This window comes from Amycolatopsis sp., assembly GCF_036008905.1.
Lineage (GTDB): Bacteria > Actinomycetota > Actinomycetes > Mycobacteriales > Pseudonocardiaceae > Amycolatopsis.
In genome coordinates this window covers 20,905-39,119 of sequence record NZ_DASYMU010000135.1, presented here as the reverse complement: position 1 = coordinate 39,119, position 18,215 = coordinate 20,905, and the positions used below count along the sequence as shown (strand labels likewise).

At 67.2% G+C, this 18,215-nt stretch carries 16 protein-coding genes, 4 tRNA genes and 2 pseudogenes; 11 read left to right on the top strand and 11 right to left on the bottom strand.

Translation table 11 applies throughout. The annotated features are described in order from the left end of the window. The first annotated feature begins 28 nt into the window (after positions 1-28). On the top strand, positions 29-1,261 hold the full coding sequence (locus VGP60_RS23700; protein WP_327550261.1) for an extracellular solute-binding protein: 1,233 nt from the start codon (positions 29-31) through the stop codon (positions 1,259-1,261). A 73-nt stretch (positions 1,262-1,334) separates the two neighbouring features. On the opposite strand, the gene VGP60_RS23695 is transcribed toward VGP60_RS23700, so the two are convergent. The 3 genes from VGP60_RS23695 to VGP60_RS23685 are packed head-to-tail and all read right to left on the bottom strand — an operon-like array spanning position 1,335 to position 5,556. Further along, positions 1,335-2,735 carry a HAMP domain-containing sensor histidine kinase gene (locus VGP60_RS23695; protein WP_327550260.1) on the bottom strand — a complete coding sequence of 467 codons (1,401 nt, stop codon included), beginning with the start codon at positions 2,733-2,735 and terminating at the stop codon, positions 1,335-1,337. Then, positions 2,719-3,393: a response regulator transcription factor gene (locus tag VGP60_RS23690; protein ID WP_327550259.1), complete on the bottom strand. Its 675-nt coding sequence runs from the start codon at positions 3,391-3,393 to the stop codon at positions 2,719-2,721. Before VGP60_RS23690 ends, VGP60_RS23695 begins: the two co-directional genes overlap by 17 nt. Before the next feature lie 3 nt (positions 3,394-3,396). After that, the gene (locus tag VGP60_RS23685; protein WP_327550258.1) at positions 3,397-5,556 is read right to left on the bottom strand and encodes an MMPL family transporter; all 2,160 of its coding nucleotides are present in this window, start codon (positions 5,554-5,556) and stop codon (positions 3,397-3,399) included. 202 nt (positions 5,557-5,758) lie between these two features. Between VGP60_RS23685 and VGP60_RS23680 the strand changes: the two are divergent. From VGP60_RS23680 to VGP60_RS23670, 3 genes and pseudogenes are all read left to right on the top strand, one after another. Next, a pseudogene (locus VGP60_RS23680) lies at positions 5,759-6,311 on the top strand (NADP-dependent oxidoreductase); the annotation flags it as partial. Between the two features lie 19 nt (positions 6,312-6,330). Beyond that, positions 6,331-6,483: pseudogene (locus VGP60_RS23675) on the top strand (HTH domain-containing protein); the annotation flags it as partial. Next, complete coding sequence (locus VGP60_RS23670) at positions 6,417-7,442, top strand: WYL domain-containing protein (RefSeq protein WP_327550277.1); 1,026 nt, start codon at positions 6,417-6,419, stop codon at positions 7,440-7,442. The pseudogene VGP60_RS23675 and the gene VGP60_RS23670, both read left to right, overlap by 67 nt. Before the next feature lie 834 nt (positions 7,443-8,276). On the opposite strand, the gene VGP60_RS23665 is transcribed toward VGP60_RS23670, so the two are convergent. Next, on the bottom strand, positions 8,277-9,164 hold the full coding sequence (locus VGP60_RS23665) for a TIGR03560 family F420-dependent LLM class oxidoreductase (protein ID WP_327550257.1): 888 nt from the start codon (positions 9,162-9,164) through the stop codon (positions 8,277-8,279). Positions 9,165-9,322: 158 nt separating this feature from the next. Continuing rightward, positions 9,323-9,937, bottom strand: coding sequence for a TetR/AcrR family transcriptional regulator (locus VGP60_RS23660; protein WP_327550256.1), 615 nt, complete (start codon positions 9,935-9,937; stop codon positions 9,323-9,325). 151 nt (positions 9,938-10,088) lie between these two features. Between VGP60_RS23660 and VGP60_RS23655 the strand changes: the two genes are divergently transcribed. The 3 genes from VGP60_RS23655 (at position 10,089) to VGP60_RS23645 (ending at position 12,634) form a co-directional block, all read left to right on the top strand. Then, complete coding sequence (locus VGP60_RS23655) at positions 10,089-11,090, top strand: SDR family NAD(P)-dependent oxidoreductase (RefSeq protein ID WP_327550255.1); 1,002 nt, start codon at positions 10,089-10,091, stop codon at positions 11,088-11,090. A 107-nt stretch (positions 11,091-11,197) separates the two neighbouring features. Then, a complete protein-coding gene (locus tag VGP60_RS23650; protein WP_327550254.1) occupies positions 11,198-11,569 on the top strand; it encodes a hypothetical protein in 372 nt (123 codons plus the stop codon). 561 nt (positions 11,570-12,130) lie between these two features. Further along, a complete protein-coding gene (locus VGP60_RS23645; protein ID WP_327550253.1) occupies positions 12,131-12,634 on the top strand; it encodes a DinB family protein in 504 nt (167 codons plus the stop codon). A 349-nt stretch (positions 12,635-12,983) separates the two neighbouring features. Here VGP60_RS23645 and VGP60_RS23640 read toward each other — a convergent pair whose 3' ends face one another. Continuing rightward, positions 12,984-13,715: a carboxymuconolactone decarboxylase gene (locus tag VGP60_RS23640; RefSeq protein ID WP_327550252.1), complete on the bottom strand. Its 732-nt coding sequence runs from the start codon at positions 13,713-13,715 to the stop codon at positions 12,984-12,986. A gap of 74 nt (positions 13,716-13,789) precedes the next feature. On the opposite strand from VGP60_RS23640, the gene VGP60_RS23635 reads away from it, so the two are divergent. After that, positions 13,790-14,467 carry a TetR/AcrR family transcriptional regulator gene (locus VGP60_RS23635; RefSeq protein ID WP_327550251.1) on the top strand — a complete coding sequence of 226 codons (678 nt, stop codon included), beginning with the start codon at positions 13,790-13,792 and terminating at the stop codon, positions 14,465-14,467. A 469-nt stretch (positions 14,468-14,936) separates the two neighbouring features. Further along, on the top strand, positions 14,937-15,329 hold the full coding sequence (locus VGP60_RS23630) for a site-specific integrase (protein WP_327550250.1): 393 nt from the start codon (positions 14,937-14,939) through the stop codon (positions 15,327-15,329). Here the strand turns inward: VGP60_RS23630 and VGP60_RS23625 are convergent. From VGP60_RS23625 to VGP60_RS23610, 4 genes are all read right to left on the bottom strand, one after another. After that, positions 15,300-15,374 (bottom strand) — tRNA-Val (locus tag VGP60_RS23625). The genes VGP60_RS23630 and VGP60_RS23625 overlap by 30 nt on opposite strands. Position 15,375: 1 nt before the next feature. Then, positions 15,376-15,447: transfer RNA gene (locus VGP60_RS23620), tRNA-Cys, on the bottom strand. 89 nt (positions 15,448-15,536) lie between these two features. After that, positions 15,537-15,609 (bottom strand) — tRNA-Gly (locus tag VGP60_RS23615). A 127-nt stretch (positions 15,610-15,736) separates the two neighbouring features. Beyond that, on the bottom strand, positions 15,737-16,162 hold the full coding sequence (locus tag VGP60_RS23610; protein ID WP_327550249.1) for an SsgA family sporulation/cell division regulator: 426 nt from the start codon (positions 16,160-16,162) through the stop codon (positions 15,737-15,739). Positions 16,163-16,547: 385 nt separating this feature from the next. Here VGP60_RS23610 and VGP60_RS23605 point away from each other — a divergent pair. Continuing rightward, positions 16,548-16,622: transfer RNA gene (locus tag VGP60_RS23605), tRNA-Val, on the top strand. Between the two features lie 148 nt (positions 16,623-16,770). Here VGP60_RS23605 and VGP60_RS23600 read toward each other — a convergent pair. Then, complete coding sequence (locus VGP60_RS23600; protein ID WP_327550248.1) at positions 16,771-17,253, bottom strand: hypothetical protein; 483 nt, start codon at positions 17,251-17,253, stop codon at positions 16,771-16,773. 113 nt (positions 17,254-17,366) lie between these two features. Between VGP60_RS23600 and VGP60_RS23595 the strand changes: the two genes are divergently transcribed. Next, entirely contained in the window at positions 17,367-18,113 is a 747-nt protein-coding gene (locus tag VGP60_RS23595; protein WP_327550247.1) for a TetR/AcrR family transcriptional regulator, read from the top strand. Positions 18,114-18,215 lie beyond the last annotated feature (102 nt).

The following is an 18,215-nucleotide window of genomic DNA, read 5'->3' as shown; positions in this document are numbered from 1 at the left end:
CAATCGTTTGAGTGGAAGGTGTGAATGGATGTCAGAGACGACGTCGCTGGTAGTGCTCGGCCGGAAATTCGAGGGGTTCGACCGCGCGCTGACCGCGCAACTGCGAGAGCTGTCCGAAGTGGACGCACGCTTCGAGCTGGTTGAGATCGGCGATCTGCAGCACCAGATCCTCGACGGCAACGGCACGTCTTCGGGCGAGTACGACGTGCTCATGCTCATCACGGACTGGCTGCCGTCGCTGATCGAATCGGGCAAGCTGGTGCCACTCGATGAGTATTTCGACGCCGATCCTCCGGAGGGCTGGCCGTCGGCATGGGTGCCGTCGCTGCGTGACCTGCAGAAAGGACCGGACGGCAAGACCTACGGCGTGGCCTACCACGACGGTCCGATGCTGCAGCTCTACCGCACCGATCTGTACGCCGACCCCAAGGAACAGGCCGGTTTCGCCGAACGGTTCGGCTACCCGCTCGCACCGGCCGCGACCTGGTCACAGTTCCATGACCAGGCGGTGTGGTTCAACCGGCCGGAAGAAGGCTTGTACGGGACGGTTCAGGCCGGTTTTCCGGACGAGCACAACAACGTCTACGACTTCCTCACGCACCTGTGGAGTCGCGGGGGAGAACTGGTCGACGCCGACGGCCGCTCGGGCCTGGACCAGCCCGCCGCCCGCGAGGCCATCGGCTTCCTGCACGACCTGTGGCACGTGAGCAAGGTCGTCGACCCGGCTGCGGCCGAGTGGGACAGCGTGGCTTCCGGAGTGCATTTCGCGGCCGGAGAAGCGGCGATGATGGTCAACTGGTGTGGTTTCGCCGCACTGTCGGCCGATCCGCAATCGCCCACGCACGGTCTCGTCGGGTGCGCGCCCACCCCAGGCCACGACGGTGCCAACGGCTCCGCGGTGACCATGAACGCCTACTGGGTACTTACCGTGCCCCAGGGCGCGCGCGAGCCCGAGCGGGCCGTCGACCTGGTCCGCAAACTCGCGACCCACGAGATGGACGTCCTCACCGCGATCGGAGGTGGCTCCGCGACCCGGCGTGACTCCTGGGCGGCTCCGGAGGTCCAAGCGATCGCGCCGTACTACGAAGTGCTGGAAGAGGCCCATGCCCACGCACGGTCGGTGCCGGTCGACTCTCGCTGGCCGCAGATGGCGGCGATCCTCAACGAGATGATGCGGGCAGTTGTTTCCGACGTTGCCGGGCAGCAGGCACTCGACGTCGCGCACCGTGAACTGGAGGCACTCCTCCGCCGTACCGCGTGAACCGGATTGCCTGGCGACCGGACGGCGCCGGTCGCCAGGCAATCCCGGCCCCTCTCCCGTGTTTCCAAGCCTGTCATGATTCCGCGTCGGGTTCGTTGGTCGTCGGGCGCAGTGCGGGGAGCCGCACGGTGAAGGTTGTGCCACGGTTCCCGGTTTGCGGGTCGGTGATGGTGATGGCGCCGCCGTGTGCGGTGGCGATGTCGCGGGCGATGGAGAGTCCGAGGCCGGTGCCGGTGGTGTCGCCGGCTTTGCGGGTGCGCGCGGCCTCGAGTCGGACGAACCGGTCGAAGACTCGGTCGCGGTCGGCGGGGTCGATGCCGGGGCCGTCGTCGGTGACCTGGATGACGGCGTCACCGCTGGGGCCGGTGGTGACGGTGAGGCTTACGGACGTGGCGGCGTGGCGGTCGGCGTTGTCGAGCAGGTTTCGGATCAGGCGGGTGAGCTGGTCGGGGTCACCCGTCACGCGGACGCCCTCGGCAACCTTGACCTCGACCGGGATGCGGGCCGACGCGGTGTCGACGGTGGTTCGGGCCACGACGGCCAGGTCGAGCGGTTCGCGGTGGCGATCGAGGGCGTTGCCATCGGCGCGGGCGAGGAGCAGTAGTGCGTCGACCAGGTGTTGCATGCGGGCGGTCTCGGTGACTGCGCGCCCGGCGAGCTCGGGCCAGGGCGCCCGGTCGGGGTGGGCGAGGCCGACCTCGAGAGAGGTGCGGACGGTGGCGAGTGGGGTGCGTAGTTCGTGGGAGGCGTCGGCGACGAAGCGGCGCTGGCGGGTGGCGGAGTCCTCCAGGCGGGCGAGCATGGTGTTCAAGGTGCGGGCCAGGCGTCCGATCTCGTCGTGGCTGCTCGGTTCGGGGACGCGGCGGTGCAGGTCGCTGCCGGTGATCTCGGCGGCTTCCACCCGCATGCGCTCGACCGGGCGCAGCGTGCGCCCGATCAGGAACCAGGAGATGGCGACCGCGCCGATGAGGACCGGCGGCAGGGCGTAGAGGAGTTTCCCCTGGAGGTCGTCGGCCAGGATGCCGAGAAGGCGGGTGGAGCTGCCGGCGTAGATGACGACCGGCGTGGTGCCGATGACGTAGCGCTGGGCGACGACGCGTTCTTCGCCGCGTCCGGCGCCGGACGCTGTGGGCTGAGGCGTGGTGCTGCCGCTGGGCAGGGTGTACAGCGCGGGCCGGGTGTCGACGTTCGCAGTGGCGGCGACCACGGTGCCGGAGGAGTCGACGACCTGCGCCCACATGCTGGGGTCGTCGGTGGCGGCGGGCAGGTTCGCCGGCCAATCCTCCTCGGTGGCGGAGCGGGCAATGGAGGCCGCGTAGGCGTTGAGCGTGGTGGTCACGTTCGCCCGCACCGAGTTGGCGAGCGCGATGACCAGGATGGCAGTGGCCAGTGCGGCGGTGACGGCAATGGCGAGGGTGGCCAGGACGGTGAGCCGCAGCCGCAGCGAGCGACTCGACCTAGGGTTGTGGGTCAATGCGGTACCCCGTTCCTCTGACCGTCTCGATGGTGCGGACGCCGAAGGGCACGTCGATCTTGCGGCGCAGGTGGTGGATACGGACCTCGACGACGGCCGGGTCGCTGTCGGACGTGGCGTCCCAGCAGTGTTCGAGCAGTTCGGTCTTGGAGACGGCACGGCCGGCCGCGCGCAGCAGGTACTCCAGGACGATGACCTCGCCCATGGTGAGCGCGACCGGCTGGTCACCGCGGCGGACCTGGCGGGTGGCCGGGTCCAGCGTCAGCTCCCCGGCTCGCAGCAGCGCCGGCCGGGCGGGTGCGCCCCGGCGCAGCAAGGCACGCAAGCGGGCGAGGAGAACCGGATACGCGAAGGGTTTCGTCAGGTAGTCGTCGGCGCCGAGGTCGAGTCCCTCGGCCTGGTCGAGATCGGCGTCCATGGCGGTGAGCATGAGTACAGGCGTCCACCTGCCGGCCTCACGCAGCCGCGCGCACACCTGGTAGCCGTCGAGGCCAGGCAGCATGACGTCGAGGATGATCAGGTCGAAGTCGTGCTCGGTGGCTTCCCATAGGCCGTCGGTGCCGTTGGCGACGAGTTGCACGGTGTAGCCCTCGGCGCGTAGTCCCCAGGTCAGGGAAGCGCCGAGGGCCTCGTCGTCCTCAATCACGAGGATGCGCATGGCTCAAGCATGCACGGACGGCTGCTTGTCCGGCCTGTTCAACGCTCTGTCGTGGTCGCCGGCCGCGCCGCCTGGCCGGACGCGTAGCAGGCGTGCCGCCCAGGCGGGCAGATACCAGTTGGCGCGGCCGAAGAGGATCACGAGCGCCGGTGTGAGCAGCGTGCGCACCACCAGCGCGTCGATGAGTACTCCGCTGGCCATGCCGGTGGCGACCATCTTCACCGTCACGTCCGGGGAGGACGCCAGCGCGGCCAGTGCCAGGAACAGGATCAGTGCCGCGCTGGTGACCAGACGTCCGGTACGACTGACCCCCTCGACGACAGCGGCACGGGTGTCGCCGTCGCGGTCGTAGGCCTCGCGGACCCGGGACAGGATGAACACCTCGTAGTCCATGGAGACCCCGAACAGGAAACCGAACATCAGCATCGGCACGAACGCGGCGATCGACCCGGTCGCCGGGATGCCCCAGAACGCCTGGGAGCCGTAACCGAGCTGCCAGACCAGCACCAGCACGCCGTAGGCCGCGCCGACGGACAGCAGGTTGAGGGCGACGGCTTTCGCGGGCAGCAAGAGCGACCGCATCCCACGGGCCATCAGCAGGAAGGTCACCAAGGCGACCACGGCGAGCAGTATCGGGAACCAGCTGGACAGGATGCCGGCGACGTCGGCGGCCTGCACCTGGTTGCCGCCGATCATGGCGTTGTGCGGGGCGGCCGCGTGCAGGTCGGCCACCGCCGTGCCGGTGTCGGCGGTGCCCGTTTCGCTCTTCGGCAGCGCCATGATCACCGAGCTGTTCGTCTGTTGCCAGGCGGGGGTGTTGGCGACGAGCACGCCGTGCACGTCGGGCAGGGCGCGCAGTGTCGCGGCGGTCGCGGCCGGGTCGGTGCCTGCCGGCAGTTCGATCGGGACCGAGGTGAGCACACCGGTCGGGAAACCGTCGTGTTGAAGAGCCTCGAGTCCTTGCTGGGCCGGGCCGCCGGCGGCGAGCGAGGTGCTCGCGGGCGACGCGATGCTGAGGGTCAGACCGAAGCCGGCGAGCACCGCCAGGATCACCCCGCCCAGCGTCGCCGCGGTCTTGGGCCGCGCCACGATCGTGCGCGCGATCCGGGTCCACGTCCGGTCATCGCCGGCGGCCCGGCGGCGCCACAGCCGGATCCGGTCGAGCCGCGGACCGACAGTGGACAGCAGCACGGGAACGACCGTGAGCGCCACCAGCGCCGCGATGGCGGGGATGAACACGCCGGACAGCCCCACTCCCTGGACGAACGAGACGGGCACCACGATCAGCGCGAACAGGCCGAGCGAGGCGATGACCGCGCTGACGGTCACCGAGTGCCCGGCCAGGCGGGTCGCGCGGCGCACCGCCTCGTGGTTGTTCGCGCCCTGCTCGCGTTCCTCGCGCCACCGGTTGACCATCAGCAGCGCGTAGTCGATCGACAGACCGAGCCCCAGCAGCGCGACGATGAACTGGACGGAGGGATTGATGGCGATGTCGGTGGCGTAGGTCAGGCCCCAGATCGCGAGCTGCATGGTCAGCACGGACACGATCGCGGACAGCAGGGGCAGCAGGGCGAGCGCCGAGCCGAACACCCATGCCAGAACGAGGAGGGCGAGGCCGACACCGACCAGGAGCTCGGAGAACACGCTGGCCCCACTACCGGGGGAGTCGGCTTTGAGCTGCTCGATCCCCGTCTGATGCACCTGGGCGCCGGGGACGGCATGGGTGAGCGCCGAGCTCATCGCGTCCATGATCGGCGCCGGGACCGCGCTGCCCATCCCCGGCGGGTACACCATTACCAGCGTGGACGCACCGCCGGTACCGACCAGCGTGCGGTCGGCGGTGTTGGCGTAAGACAGACTACGAATCCCCGGTACGGACGCGGCGGTCTTGTCAGCCGCGTCGAGGCCGGCCTTGACGGCCGGTGAGTCAGCGGTGATACCGGACGGCAGATCGACCACCAGCACGCTCGGATTGGCGGCCACCCCGCCGTAGTCCCGCTGGAGGGCGACGTTGGCGTCGTAGCCGGCGCTGCTGATGGTGGTTCCGCCCCTGAGGCGGTCGGCGACATGCGGTGCCATCAGCACCCCGGCCACGGTGACGGCGAGCCAGACCAGGCCCACCCACAACCGGTGCCGCATCACGAATTCGGTGAGGCGCTCCACATCGGACTCCCTGATCTTGGGGCCGCCCCAAGCCAGGGCCGGCGACGGCGCCGACCGTAATCGCCGCCACCTTACGATTCCCTTAACCAGCCGCGGCGCCGATTGTTCAGCCTCCGAAGTGCGGCATAGATTCGCTCGCGCCGTTCTCCAGTTCGACGCTGACCGACCAGGTTTACCTCTGAGAACCTATGAGAGAACGTTCATGAGCAGCTACCTCATCAGCCGGGAATGGCATCTGGTTGCCCGGCCGGACGGGTCGTCCGCAACCTGCCGATTTCGCTCTCCGGGAAGGCACGGTGGCCGCCCCTGTGGGTGAGCAGGTCCTTGTCCGCAACCGGTACCTGTCGGTCGACCCCTACATGCGTCGGCGGATGGACGATGTCGAGTCGTACGTGCCACCGTTCCGGCTGGGCCGCCCGATGGACGGCGGTGCCGTCGGCGTCGTTGTCGAGTCCGCATCGGACAAGTTCACGGTGGGACAGCACGTGCGGCACATGCTGGGCTGGCGTGAATACGCTCTGCTCGACGCGGATGAGGTGACAGCCGTCGACGCGGACGCCGCCCCGTTGTCGGCGTACCTCGGCGTGCTGGGCACGACCGGGCTGACGGCGTACGCCGGACTGCGCAGGATCGCGCAGCTGAAGGCCGGCGATGTCGTCTTCGTCTCCGGCGCGGCCGGCGCAGTGGGCAGCCAAGTCGGCCAGCTCGCGAAGCTCCTTGGTGCTTCCCGGGTGATCGGATCCGCAGGAGCGGACGACCGGTAGTGGACATCGAATGGCCACTACCGGTCATGATGGGACGATGGCGAACACCTCACATCGGGCGTTGCGGCTGCTGTCCCTGCTCGGATCAGGACGGCAGTGGTCGCTGCGCGAACTCGCCACCCGGCTCGGGGCCAGCGAACGCACTGTCCGCCGCGACATCGAAACCCTGCGCCGGCTCGACTACCCGGTCGCCACCATCCACGGCCCCGGCGGCGGCTACCGGCTTGGCACCGGGCGAACCCTGCCGCCGCTGCTGTTCGACCACGACCAGGCCCTCGCGGTCGCGGTGGCCCTGCAAACCGCGCCAAGCACGATGTTCGGCCTCGGAGACGACACGGCGCGGGCATTGGCCACCCTGCACCAGGTCATGCCCCCTGCGCTGCGGGCATCGATGGAATCACTGCGCCTGACCCGGCTGCAGAACTATTGGGAGTTCCCCGCGCCCCCATCGACCCGGCCGCCCTCACCGCCGTCGGAACCGCGGTACGCCACCGCCACCTCCTTGTCACCGAGACACTGCGTCCCGACGGCACACGCCCCGAACCAGGTGACCCCGACTTCCTGCCCGCCCACCGCATCGAGCCTCACCGCCTGGTCGTCTGGGCCGCCCGGTGGTACCTGGTCGCCTATGACCTCACCGATCACCAATGGCGAGTGCACCGCGTCGACCGACTGCACCCCCGCCCCACCACGCAGCACTTCTCCGCCCGCGCGCTTCCCGGCGACGACCTCGCTCACTTCGTGATGAGCACCCACGACCGCGGCGACACCTCCGCCGCCTGGCAATGCACCGGGACCGCCCGACTCAACCTGCCCGCTCACATCGTGGCCCGCTGGGCACCAGGCGGCTCCGTCGTGGAACACGTCGACACCGAGCACTGCCGGCTGACTCTCGGCGCCTGGTCCTGGGCCGCATCGCCGGCATCCTCGCCACCTTCGATACCGAACTCACCGGCCTCCATCCACCCGAGCTCGTCCACGCGTGCCGACGCCTCGCACGCCGATGGGCAACTATTGCCGACACCGGAGAGAACCTGGGCCATTTCTCATAACTGGTCAGGTGTGACAGTTCTGACCAAGAGGGATCCGAGGCGAAGAACAAGCTCACCGAATCCTTCGTGACCACGATGATGGCGAGCTCACCGCCGGCAGCAACTTCACGATCGCCGACGTGGTGGGGGACTGGCTGTCGTACGGGCTCAATGGGCGCGAGGAAACACCAAGCGGAACCGGACGATTCTTGCTGAGGGGCTCACCACCCGAACGGGAACGTCACAGAGCAGATCTACCGGCATTAGCACAACCCGATGATGGAGAAGGGGCTACAGCGATGAACGAGATCTTCCCCGCCGTGGTGCTGAGCTGGAGGCGTAGCCACTCAGTTATTGATGGGAAAGGCGAATGTGGCGTGGCTCGGGATGTCGCAAACGGGCCGTTAGTGATGTTGAGCCCGTAACGGCGCGTTTGCGACATCGCCGATCAACGGTGCAATGTGAAGCGGACAGTCGGGAGTGCGAAACGGTCGTGCGGACGGTTCCGCTGGGCAGGTGGGTCGTGAGTGGCAACGAGTGTTCTAACACTTGTTGCCACTCACGAGCCACCCACGCGGCCGCCTGACCTGCGATGCCCTGAACGGCGCGTTCGTGTCACTCGATGACCTCAACGCGTCGTTCAGGGCATCCTGCGACACGCCACGTTGCCTTACCCGCCAATAGTCAATCGGAGGCGAATCGGGAGTTGGCGGCTCCACAGTGGACAAATGAAAAGTACCGCTGACCGTGCTGGCCAGGGGTACTTTTCACGGTGGTGCGCCCTCGTTCCGGCGGGTTCCGACGCGCGCGACCGGAGGACATCCGCTGCGCTATCGAACCTCGCCACCGCTGAGCCAGAACGCTGGATTCCGTCCTGGTGACCGCCCGCGGCATCGGTGTGGGCGACACCGATGCCGCTGATCCCTCAGCGCACCTGAGGGAAGATTTCCTTCTGCAGCCAGGAGTACAGCTCCCGGGCTTCGTCCACCGCGCCGAAGGTCGGGACGATCAGCTCGTCCAGGCCGGCCTCGCGCCAACGGCCGATCGCGTCGACGATCTGCTGTTCGGAGCCACCGACGACGAATCGCCCAGGCGTCGACGTCTCCTTCCCGGGCTGCAGCATCGCCTGCGTGGTGCGGCGGATGGACCGCGGGTCGCGGCCGATCCGCTCGCAGTGCTCGTCGAGGACGGCGGACTTCTGCGCGAAGACTTCGGGCGTCGACCAGCAGTTCCACTCATCCGCGTGTTCGGCGACAATGCCGAGCATGCGGCGTTCCCCGCTGGCGCCGATCAGGATCGGAACCCGTGGGCGGACGACGGGTACGCGCGGCGCGTCGGTGATCGTGTAGTACTCGCCGGCGATCGTGGTCCGCGGCTCGGTCAGCAGTCCCCTGAGCACGGTCAGGCCTTCCTCGAACCGGTCGATACGCTCACGGACGGAACCGAGCTGGATGCCGTAGGCGGCGTGCTCGTTGAGCTGCCAGCCCGCGCCCACACCGAGCACCAGGCGGCCGCCGCTGAGCGCGTCGATGGTCGCCGCCGTGTTCGCCAGTACGGCCGGGTGCCGGTAGGTGATACCGGCGACCAAGCTGCCCAGCCGGACACGGGGCACCGCCGCCGCCAGCGCGGCCAGCAGGCTGAAGCACTCGTACATCACCGGCTCCGCGACCTCCTCGGTACCGGAGTTGGCCATGAAGTGATCCGCCATCCACACGCTGTCGTAGCCGGCCTGCTCGGCCTCACCCGCCACTGCCAGCACGTCCTCGGGGGACCACGCGGGACTCACCCACGCCCCGACCGCCAGTTCCGCCACGAAGTACTCCTCTCGTCGGGCCACATCTACGAGGGCCCTGTCCTCACCTTGCCACAACGGGGAATCCGGTGCGGGGCGGCGGTTGCGTGCCTCCGCATTTGTTCATCGGAGAGCGCCCAGGAACGAATCAGGGAACAGCTACACCCGACGAATCGACGTTAAGAATGGGCGTGCCGTATGCCGCAATTGAGGGCTGACATGAAAAGGTCGACGCCGATGGTCATTCGCGCGACAAACTCTTCTCGAGTGGTCGCTTCGTGCTTGATGCCACCGGCAGTGCTCAGCAACGTCCGGGCCATGTCCTCTGCCATACCTGCGCGCTCAGAAGGCAGGTCGGCCGCGATGGCAGCAGTGACCATCTCGAGAAAACGCTTGGGATAGTCGATGACAATAGGGCCCAGCAGTTCCGGATTGGTCTCGATCAAGATGGCGACCTCTTTCGCCATGGGACCGATGTAACGCCCGGTCCATAAGTCGAACGCTTCGATCAGCCGATCGCGAAGCGGGCGCTTACTGTCTGCCAGAGACCGCTTCGCGGCATCGACATCGCTGTTGAGGGCGTGGGTGACGGCGGCCCGGAACAGGTTCTGCTTCGAGGTGAACAGGAAGTACAGACCGGGCCGGGAGATGCCGGCAGCCCGGGCGACATCATCCATTGACGCCTTCCTGTACCCGTAGCGGGCGAAGGTCTCGAGAGCGGCTCCTAGGACGTACTCCCGTCGGCCACTCTCATTCTGACCCTCTTCGACGATGACGGACTCCGGGTCGCTCACGGGCGCTAGCGTACCACCAGCGAGACGACCTAGACAAACTAAGCCGATAAAGTATAGTCGGTTCAGCCGGGACTACTGCCGGTTGGTTGTCACGCGGATAGGACCCGATCGGCCTCCACCGCGGTGAACGTTCGTCCTTCAGGAGGCCTCCATGCCAACACCTCATCGACTGATCACAACCCGATTCGATGCCAGCAGCACCGCTGACGACGTCGTGGCGGGCCTCGACCTCGCCGGCGTCCGCGCCATCGTCACCGGCGCGTCGTCGGGGATCGGCGTGGAGACGGCCCGCTCCCTCGCGCGCACCGGAGCAGAGGTCACCCTCGCGGTCCGCAACACCAGCGCCGGCGCGAAGACTGCCGAGGACATCGCGGAGTCGACCGGCAACGGCAAGGTTCACGTCAGCGCGCTGGATCTCGTCGACAGTTCCTCCATCGCCGAGTTCACCCACCGGTGGACCGGGCCACTGCACATCCTGATCAACAACGCCGGCGTCATCGTCAGCGACCTTGTCCGAACCTCGGAAGGCTGGGAACTTCAATTCGCCACAAATCACCTTGGCCACTTCGCCCTGAGCCTCGGCCTGCACGAAGCCCTCGCCAAAGGAGCCCGCGAACGGGGTGAGGCCCGTATCGTCTCGCTGAGTTCCACGGGACACATGAGGTCGCCGGTCGTGTTCGACGACATCCACTTCGAGCGGCGCGAATACGACCCTCAGGCCGCGTACTCGCAGTCCAAGACAGCCAACTCGCTCTTCGCGGTCGAAGCCACGCGCCGGTGGGCCGCCGACGGCATTGTCGCGAACGCGGTCAACCCCGGGGGCGTCTCCACCGGCCTGCAACGGGACTTCACCCCAAAGCAAAAGGACTATTTGGCCGCAGCCGAGGCATCTGGAGTCTTCGTCTACAAGACCGCCCAGCAGGGGGCCGCCACGACACTCGTCGCGGCGGTCGCCCCCGAATTCGCCCGAACCGGCGGCCACTACCTCGATGACGGACGCGAGGCCTACACCGTAGGCAACGACGCGGATCTGTTCGACAACAGCCACGGTGTCAAGGAATGGGCGCTCGACCCCGACGCCGCCCAGCAGCTGTGGACGGTGTCGCTGGACCTCATCGGCCATCCCGCAACACGCGAGACGGCGGCGTCGTAGAGGAGACCGCCACCGGCGGCGTCGACTGTCGGCGTCGGGAACACAACACTCCCTCTGGAGCCTCCAGTGACGAGCGCGTCTTCCTGGATCAAGGACGTGTGGCGGGGATGCGAGACCGCGGCTTCGGCCGACCCGCGTCGTGGGTGGCCGGGCGCCTGCTGCAGCAGGCTGGGCGCCGTCCGCACCCGCCGGTCCCGCTACCAGCCGTCGTGCTGTGGCTGGTGGTGGCGATCCCGTCGATGCCGCAATTCGTGTTCCCTCCGCTGCTGCGCGCGCTCGAACGCGAGCCGAACCAGATTGAACACCACGGCCAGGTCTGGCGCGTGCTGACGTACGTGGTGGTCCAGGACGGCGGTGTGGTGGGGACGGTGAGCAACCTGGTGCTGCTGGCGGTCGTCGCGCTGGTGACGGCGCAACGATGCGATCGGGGACCACCGTCGGTGTTTTCGTGCTCGGCGCACTGTGGTTCGCCGGGGTGAGCCTGGCGTTCGGACGTGCCGGGATGGGGAACTCCGGCGCGACTTTCTGCCTGGGGGCCTGCCTGGGCGGTCTGGCGGTGATCCGCGGCCGCGACATACTGACCCGCGTGCTTCCGGCCATCCCGGGGATCGTTCTGTCGCGCTGTCCGATACGCACGGGTACGCGCTGGTGTTCGGCACACTGGTCGGTCTGCCGCCGGGCGGCACCCTCCGCACGCAGGTTCGCAGGGTCGCTCCTCGTCGACCTACCCGCGAAACTACCCTCGACGAGGCCATGGGATAACCTGGGACCTACCGTCACTAGGCGTCAGCGACTCGTTCGGCTCCTGACCTGGAGTGACCTCGGCTGCGGTGTTTCAGTCCGCCCGCATCGACACGCTCCCGGCACATCAAAGCGGTGAGCACTTTCGAACGCTCCCACATCCCCAGCTCGTTCCAGTTTCTGGATGCGTCGACGTTGTCCGCAATCCCACACTCAACCGCAGCCTTGTCGCCAACCACGCCGACCGAGGCAGGACCACGCAGATTTCTCAGCCGCGCAAGAGAATGGAGCGAAAACCCATGAGTACCAACAGAATTACCAATGGCGTCGAGCGAGCGATCATCGAGAACATGCTCGATCGCAACCGCGAAGCCCTGACCGAGACCGCACGCGGCTTCTCCGAAGCCGACGCCCGCCGACGACTCGTCCCGTCACTGACGACACCGATCTCATTGATCAAGCATGCCGCGGCCGCCGAACGGATCTGGTTCCAACGATTCTGGGCGGGACTCGACGAATCCGAATGCGACGGATACTCGAACCGAGACGAGGGCACCTTCACCGTCGCAGACGACGAATCCCTGGCCGACGTGATCGCCGAGTTCGAGCGTGCAAGCCAACGATCACGTGTGATCGCCTCCCGCTTCAGCCTCGACGACACCAAGGACAATCCCCGTGAAGGAACAGTCAGCATGCGATGGACCCTGCTCGCCATGATCGAAGAATTCGCCCGGCACGCAGGACACGGCGACATCCTTCGCGAACAGATCGATCAGACCCCATCTCGACAGCCAAACCCGTGAAACTTCGGCGCTACCAAGCACGTGTCCCCGGCGCTGCAGTGGTCGGTGGAGGACGACGAGTGGAAGTCGTGGACTCCCTGCGACGACTGCAAGACATCCCGTGTCCGGACACGCCGATGAAGCTCGCGGAGCGGCGTTGGGCCTCCTATGCCGATGACCCGATGCTCTTCGCCGGTGACCACCTGCTGCACACCCGTACTCTTCGGTGCTGGTCGAAGGTCCTGAGATCGCGATCTCTCCGGTGGGTATCCCGCAAGGCTCGTGCAGGCGACAGTCGGTGAAGGTGGCGATGGCTGCTGTCGCCTGCACAGGTACTGCACTCGGTTCGTGAATTCCTGCCCAGTTGGCGTCAGTCTGTCGGGTCGAGTCCGGCGAAGTACGCGTTGAGTGCTTTCCAGCCGTGCCAGGCCCTTGTCACGCCGAACTGGGCGTTGAAGCGCAGGACGGCGCGGACGTCGTCACGGGAAGCGCCGCCGCGCACGGCGCGGCCGATGTGCGCGTGGAACGTCTCGTCCAACGTCTGGTAGTGCACGTCGACGCTCAGGCTCGCGAATCCGCGCTCCCGCTCGGTGAGTGTGTCCGGACCGTGTCCGGAACGCATCCGGGATTGCAGGTCGAAGTGCTCGAGGAAGTGGTCGTCCAGTTCGCTCAGTTGGGTGCGGACCGCCTCCGGCAGCGGGCTGGGTGCCGCGCCAGGGCCGGTCGTGAGGAGGTCGTCGGACAGCGGCTCGACCTCCGGGCGTGGAATGCCGTTCCCGGCTTCGAATTCGGCGAGCCGTTCGAAGCCTGCGGTGGCCGCGTGGTACCCGCAGTCGTAAGAAACGAAGCGCAACAGTGCGCGAATGTCCGCAGTGGACACGCCGTGGGCCAAGCCCGTTCTGACGTGTGCCTCGAACGCGAATCCGAGGCTCGCCTGGCAGACGTCGGCCACCACGCACAGGAAGGTCTTCTCGCGGTCGGTCAGTTCGGGAATCGCCCGGGCGTGCCCGGCGGTGGCGCCGACCATCTGGGCGAACACTGGGTCCACCGCGGCCAGCCGCTCCAGGTTGGTCGCGGGGTTCGTCTCGGTCGTAGTACTCAAGGGAACTCCTGTAGGTAGACGGTCGTAGCGCTACACCTGTAGTCTGAAGAGACACTACAGGTGTAGCGCAATGGTTGTCCAGCTACACTGGCGAGATCATGGGACAGACCTCGAAGCCCGCTCCCCGACGGCGGCCCAACGCGCGAGGCCACGGTGATCTGCTGCGCGAGGAGATCACCGTGGCCGCCGCGAGGATGCTCGACGACATCGCCGACGACGAGGCACTGTCATTGCGTGCCGTGGCGCGCGCGGTGTCGATCGCCGCGACCTCGGTCTACCTGCACTTTCCGGACCGGGACGCGCTCGTGCTGGCGGTCCTGCGGCGCTGCCACGAACAGTTGGTCGATGCAGGCGACGCGGCCGCCGCGGAATGCGGTGACCCGGCGGCCGCGCTACGCGCACGCATCCTGGCGCAGGCAGCATGGGCGCAGGAGCATCCCGGCCTCTACAAGGTGCTCCACGAAAGCAAGGTGCACCGGCGGCTGGGCATGCCGTTCAAGAAGGTACTGGCCGAGCGCACCAGTGTGGCCGTGCAGGACTGCATGGACGCCGGACTCGCCCCGGCCGACGACGCGGCCACCGTCACGATCGACCTCCGGACCGCCGTGAACGGCATGCTGACGCAACGCATCAACGAGCCCGACTTGCCATGGCCGCCCGCCGAGGAACAGATCGACCGCTTCCTCGCCAAACTCGTCGGCCTCACCCCGCCGGCCGCGGCCGCGGATCCTGACGTCGTCCGGTCGACGTAGCCGGCGAACCGCAACCGCCGCAAAGGAGCTCCCGAACTCCAACGAGTCGGCATCCGACGCCCTCCAGTCAAGGTTATGCGCTCTGCACGGCTACTTGCGGTGGTGCAACGCCAACGCCCGCCATCCCGATGTCCTCGCCGCCCAACGCCGCGAACGGCAGCTGGATCAGGCGGAAGCTCGCTGACAGCCGCGTTGGAAGTGTCCTCACCGACGATCCGGGCGTACGTGGTGGTGTCTCTCCTCGCGGGCGCTCGGACCGAGGAGATGCGCACGCTCACGTGGTCGCACGTTGATCTGCAAGGGAATCTCGACGCGACGCCGCCGCTCCTGCCAGCATCCGGGTGTGGAGGTCGGTCCGGGGCGACGGCGACACCAAGACCCGGAAGTCTCGCCGAACGTTGGCGATGCCCCAGCGGTGCGTGGATGCCCTGGAGGACTTGCGGGGGCGCAGGGAAAGGTTTGGACTCGAGTGGGGGAGAAGTGGCAGGACAACGATCTGGTCTTCGCCACCCGAACGGGCACCGAGTTGCTGGCGGGCAATGTCCGCCGGGCGTTCCGGTTGGTGGCGAAGGCGGCCGGGCTGGAAACGGGGGAGTGGACCCCACGTGAGCTACGACACAGCTTCGTCTCACTGCTATCGGACAGCGGCGTGCCGATCGAAGAGATCTCTCGCCTTTGCGGCCACAAGGGGTCGGCCGTCACGGAGCAGATCTACCGGCATCAGCTCAACCTGATGAAGTCAGTCACTCGGCAGCGAATCGGGCCCTGGCAGTTCCACTGTGGACAAAAGAAAAGTACCCCTGACCGTGCTGGTCAGGGGTACTTTTCATGGTGGTGCGCGATACTGGGATTGAACCAGTGACCTCTTCCGTGTCAGGGAAGCGCTCTCCCGCTGAGCTAATCGCGCGAGGCGGAGGCGGGAATCGAACCCGCGTACAGGGCTTTGCAGGCCCTTGCCTGAACCACTCGGCCACTCCGCCATAATGCCGGAGTACCATATCTCGGTAGGGCTTTGGTACCTTACAGCCCTACCTTATACGGCCCCTGCTGCGGGGTGTTGCCGCAGTCGAGCGGACGACGAGATTCGAACTCGCGACCCTCACCTTGGCAAGGTGATGCGCTACCAGCTGCGCCACGTCCGCACTCCATGACTCCGTTTTTGTGACTCTGTAAGAGCCGCAACCCCGTCGCCGTGGTGTGTTAAAACCATATCGGACCCCGATTCGGCCCCTGCACGGGGGGTGGCCATTCGGTGTCGGAAGCCTGTCATCAGCTCAAATCGTTGGGGATGAGGTGGGTGAGGGCGTCGTCGACGTCGACCCACAGGTGCTCGTTGCCGGGCAGCACGACGTCGTAGGTCCGGTCGAGGAAGTCGGCCAGTTCCTGTGCCGACGCCTCGAACATGGCGTGGCCTGACGGCGAGTTCAGTTCGATGACGACGGCCTCGGGGTCTTCCACCGAGGGGCGGATGCGCACATCGCCGTCTCCGGCGTCGGCGAGGAGGCCGTCGGCGAGGAGGTCCCGGGCGTAGACCCATTCGACCCAGCCGGCGCGACCGGTCCGGAAGGCGGCGACGACCGCGTACGGGTCCCGGGTGTCGTAGCGCAGCTCCACCTTCACCGGAACCGCGGGCGTCCGCGGGGCCAGCAGGTCGAAGACCGCCGTCGAGCGGAGCGTCACGTGATCGTTGCGCATCGTCCTACCCTTCCTCCCTTCCCGGCCGGGTTGACCGAGTGCTGATGATGTGACGCGCGAGAACGTCGATTCCGTCATGGGATCTCCGCAGATCACCCGTATGGGTCGTCAACGTCTTCGTCCAGCCATCATCACCCTCGACGCGCAGCCGTCGGCATCCACCCCTGCTGGTCGTCCTCTGTACATACTGACCGGTTTACTTCCCGCGCGGTAGCACCGTCGCACGGATGTCGGAGCCGTCACTTTCGCCGCCGCATCCGCACAACCTCGGTTAGCTCGGGTTTGTTCGTTCCGTGGCGGCCCGCCGACACACCGTGCCCGCGGTGAACCACCCGTTTGCCGGGGCCTGAAAGTGGTGCGGTAGAGTTCCTTCCACACCGCGAGCGGGCGATTAGCTCAGTGGGAGAGCGCTTCGTTCACACCGAAGAGGTCACTGGTTCGATACCAGTATCGCCCACCAGCTTTAGCGTGTTCAGGGCCCCGATCTGCGTCGGGGCCCTTTTCATGTTATACGCCCAATGGTCATGCCTGGCGGCTTTCAACGGTCGTCGTCATGGCGGGCGCGGTCCACTTGCGAGTGCGCCGCGTCGGGGCTTTCTGTTGTGCCCCTACGGTTTTTCGGGCATCGGAGTTGCCTGATCGGGCAACTTCAGCCGAAAGGCGGTGTTGTCGATGAATCGCGTCACATCGGCGGCGGCGGTCAGCGGGGCCAGGTGTCCCGCACCCGGGAGCAATTCGAGCCGCCCGTCGCGACAGGCGGCGACGAATTGCCGCTCATCGGTACGGAAATGGTCCTTGGCGCCATTGACGAGCCACGCCGGGCCGGGATAGCCGCGCAGGTCGGCGAGCGGGTTCCGGGCGAGGATGGCGTCGACGACGTCGGGGATCGCGGCATTGGAGACGCCGCCGCCGGTGAATGCGGCGGCGGTCTCGCGGCCCAGTAGAGCGGTGCTCAGGAATCGCGTGAGGCGGGCCCCGCTGTCGGGCCGCCGGGCGAACAAGCCCGCGGCCAAGAGATAAGGACGCGCGCGGGCGGGCGTCGGCAAAGTGGTGCAGCCGAAGGCCACGAGCCCGGCGACCCGCTCCGCCACATCGTGCCGCTCACCCGGATGCCGTGCACGAGGACCACTGGCAGCGGATCGTCGGTCATGAGCGCGTCCCTTTTTTTCGGAAATGCAACGCAACGTTGCGTAGTGTTTCCGGGATGACCGCGCATGCGATGAGTGGTGCCAGGCGCCCCGGGAGCGGCCCGAGGCAGGCTGAGGCGATCTTCACCGCCACTTTGCAACTGCTGGAGCACGGTTACGACGGGTTGACCATGGAGGGAGTGGCGGCACGCTCCGGGGTCAACAAGACGACCATCTACCGCTGGTGGCCCGCCGAGGACGCCCTGCTGGGTGCCGCGCTGCTCGACTCCTCGCTGCTGGAGCTGGCGGTGCCCGACACCGGCAGTCTGCGCGGGGATCTGCTCGGCTTGACCGAACACGTTCTGCGACTGCTCCACACCGAACCGACCGTGGCGGTGATCGCCGGCGCGCTCGCGGCCAATGTGGGAAGGCCGCATCTCGCCGAGCTGGCGAAGACGTACTTCGCGGACAGGCTGGCGAAGGAGTTGGTCGTTTTCGAGCGCGCCGAAAGGCGTGGTGACCTGCGCGCGGGAGTGGATCCGATGCTCGTTCTCGACCTGCTCGCCGGTGCGGTGTGGGCGCGGGTGATGATCCGCCAGGCGGCCCGTGCCCGACGATTTCGCCGCGCAGGTCGTCGACCTGGTGGTCGCCGCGGTGGCGGCGTGACACGCGGTTCTCCTGTGGGGCCGGTCACAATGTCGCCAGTGGGCGTTCGGCACTGGTCCGCTCGCGACGGACGTCCCGCTCGCCGTGACGGATTGGTATGTGACGAAATATTTGTCGAATGGCTCATCACTGACGAACGCCGATGCGGGCCGCGATGATCGCGGGGGCGGGCGGCAAAGGATCCACAAAGGCGTCCGGTGTCCCCTTTCGTCCTCATTGGACGAAACCGCACTGAAGTGTCCACTGTGGAAAATGCACCA

Coding starts and splice junctions, on each gene's coding strand:
- VGP60_RS23655 (WP_327550255.1), top strand. CDS start 10,089: ATGCCAACACCTCATCGACTGATCACAACCCGATTCGATGCCAGCAGC.
- VGP60_RS23650 (WP_327550254.1), top strand. CDS start 11,198: ATGCGAGACCGCGGCTTCGGCCGACCCGCGTCGTGGGTGGCCGGGCGC.
- VGP60_RS23700 (WP_327550261.1), top strand. CDS start 29: ATGTCAGAGACGACGTCGCTGGTAGTGCTCGGCCGGAAATTCGAGGGG.
- VGP60_RS23595 (WP_327550247.1), top strand. CDS start 17,367: ATGACCGCGCATGCGATGAGTGGTGCCAGGCGCCCCGGGAGCGGCCCG.
- VGP60_RS23610 (WP_327550249.1), bottom strand. CDS start 16,162: ATGCGCAACGATCACGTGACGCTCCGCTCGACGGCGGTCTTCGACCTG.
- VGP60_RS23690 (WP_327550259.1), bottom strand. CDS start 3,393: ATGCGCATCCTCGTGATTGAGGACGACGAGGCCCTCGGCGCTTCCCTG.
- VGP60_RS23645 (WP_327550253.1), top strand. CDS start 12,131: ATGAGTACCAACAGAATTACCAATGGCGTCGAGCGAGCGATCATCGAG.